Here is a 2,404-nt window from a genome sequence, read left to right on the forward strand (position 1 = left end):
GTTGTAGCTGACCGCGTAGGCGCGTCCCTGCCCCTGGCCGGTGGCCGGACCGTTGCCGCCGTAGAGGTTGGCGCCGCCCCAAGGATTGTAGGCCTGCCAAGTCGTGTCTGCGGTCTGGAAGATGATGTCGCTTGTGCTGCTGTCGTCGCGGACGATGAACGGGATCTCGTTCTCACCCGCCGTGCCGTCCTGGCGCGTCAGCTTGGCGATGTAGACGCCCGAGACTGCGTCCGCCGGCACGTTCCAGGAAGCCGAAATCGACCAGTTGCCAGCATCGACCAGCCCGGTTGCCGCGTCGCTCAGCGGGGTCGGCTGGTTCTGTACCCCGGTATGCTGGATCGTGTCGATCTTGCGCGCACCGAGGCCGCCGTAATAGCCGAGCCGGTAGATGTCGATGCGGTAGTTGTTCGAGTCGGTGTTGATCTTGAAGTTGACGGTCTTGCCGATGTTGGTACTAATATCGGTAGCGAAGCCTTCGATGTTAGAACTGCCTGCGCCCGTGATGCCCCACTCGCTCACGGGGCTACCGATCTTCTGGTTCTCTAGAACGATCTTATTGGCTGTTGTGGCGGTGGCGTTGGACGACAGAGAATTGAAAGCCAGGCTCGGCGAGCGCGCCGGAGCGACCGCTGTCGTGATTGGGCCACTCAGAGATGGAATCAAAACCCGACCGTTGGCAAGAAGGCCGGTCTCGGCACCACCAGGGATTTGGGTGGTTATGCCGGAGGGTGCACCGCTGCCGCTTCCAGGCAGCTGGCCGTTCGCCGACAAGATGTTGCTCGGTGCCAACTCCAGGGGCCGTAGCGGGCAGTTAACGTACCCGCAGGTTCCGCAACAAGCTACCATGTTAGCCTGGACGGCAGCACCCGAGGCGAGCTCGCCGACGGCGCTCGAGTATTTGGCGGGTTTACCAGGCAATCCCTCATTGGGGATCATCGCACTAAACTCGCTTGGAGCAGCGCCCGAGCCCGTCGACGCATTCGCCGCCGTAAGGATTTCTGTCGCGGGTGGTAAGTTGGTTGAAACCGTCTTAGAGGTCGAAGAGGATGTAGTGGAGAACGGTGCGCTTGTTGGACTGACGGGCTTGATCGCGAGATTTTCATCAAGCGCTTCGAGTTCTCGGGTCTCTGTAAACGCTGTGGTGGACGCCATACTGGCGAGTGTGAAAGCAGAGGTTGGGGAAGTACGAGTGCCCGCGTTCTCCGCCCGACGCCAGTGCGGGTAGCGGAGCAGGAGGAGGGATCGCGTCGAAATGCTACCATCATCGGACGCCGGTCCGGCCTCATCATCGGGATCACGGCCGTGCATCTGGCGTTCGTCGGAGGGATATTGGCCTACTCGTCTAAGATCTATGAGCAATTTCGAGCGGAGCGGCGCGGACCAATAAGCATGTCGATTGCTAGACGTCATGGCATTGGTCCTCGATAGGTAGAACGGTTTGCAGCGAGGCTATCACTCGGCTTGGCACCCGGTGCACCATCTCCGGCCATCCGAACAATGTGGACTATTGTTTTCTGCGATATTTCTCGAAAATTTCTAATATCAAAACAACTCAACACAAAAAACTATACTATCAAACTTATGATATTTTGAAAAAATCAAGAGGGCGTTTTTGCCTTTGAATTTTTCACTCAAAAGACGATTTGCATAAACTTCAGTGGTATAGTCTTTCACCCTGCAGGAAGGCGGACGGCTGGCGAGATGGTGCGTGAGCCGTGGCGTCGGGCTTTCGCTCGTTGAACCTGTGCGGGGACATCAGCTGCGGTTTGCGCGTCGCGTGCTCCATCTGCGAGCCCTCTCGCAGGATCGGCACCTCGCGACCCGTCAAATCCATCAGGAAGTACCAGTGGGCCGCTTCGGGTTTGCTCGGCAGCTCCCCACCCGAGTGGCAGGAGTGTTGTTTCGCGCCAGAAAGCGCGTGGCCGAGCGGCTCAGACGTGCTATGCACGCCGCACCATGTCGCCCGCCCGTCCCCTCTGGCACTCGCTGTTCACGATCTTTCAGATCGTAGCGCTTGTTGCCGTCTTGATGGTGGGAGCCGGTCACTCACACGCGGGTGCGGCGCATGTCGGGAACGCCGTGGTCGCCGCCGTCGCGCCAGAGGTGGACCAAGCGGCGGAGCGGGTCGGCACCGTTACGGATCGTGCCGATGCCCTCAGCGCCGAGTCCGAGGCCGGCCCCTGTGGCCTGTGCAGCTGCCATGCGCCGTTCATGCGCTGGGCGTCGATTTCCGTGACGGTCAGCTGGAATTTCGAGCGGAGGCTGGCTGGCCTCCGTGCGGTCGTGTTCGACAGCCTGCATCCCGAGACGCTTTCCGAGCCCCCTCGATCCTTCGCCTGAGGTCCGCGCGTCGTCGCGCGTCCTGAGCGGCTGCCCGTGAGGGCTGCCGCCAGCCTCCATGTCG

Annotated in this window: 2 protein-coding genes; one reads left to right on the forward strand and one right to left on the reverse strand. The window is 60.6% G+C overall.

Going from position 1 to position 2,404, the window contains the following annotated elements; all coding sequences use genetic code 11:
* A partial coding sequence (locus tag VQ02_RS33955) for a N,N-dimethylformamidase beta subunit family domain-containing protein (RefSeq protein ID WP_425339945.1) occupies positions 1-936 on the reverse strand: 936 nt, incomplete at its 3' end.
* Positions 937-2,079: 1,143 nt separating this feature from the next.
* Between VQ02_RS33955 and VQ02_RS33960 the strand changes: the two genes are divergently transcribed.
* On the forward strand, positions 2,080-2,340 hold the full coding sequence (locus tag VQ02_RS33960; protein WP_245239938.1) for a hypothetical protein: 261 nt from the start codon (positions 2,080-2,082) through the stop codon (positions 2,338-2,340).
* The last annotated feature ends 64 nt before the right edge of the window (positions 2,341-2,404 follow it).

Origin of the sequence: Methylobacterium variabile (assembly GCF_001043975.1) — a bacterium.
GTDB lineage: Bacteria > Pseudomonadota > Alphaproteobacteria > Rhizobiales > Beijerinckiaceae > Methylobacterium > Methylobacterium variabile.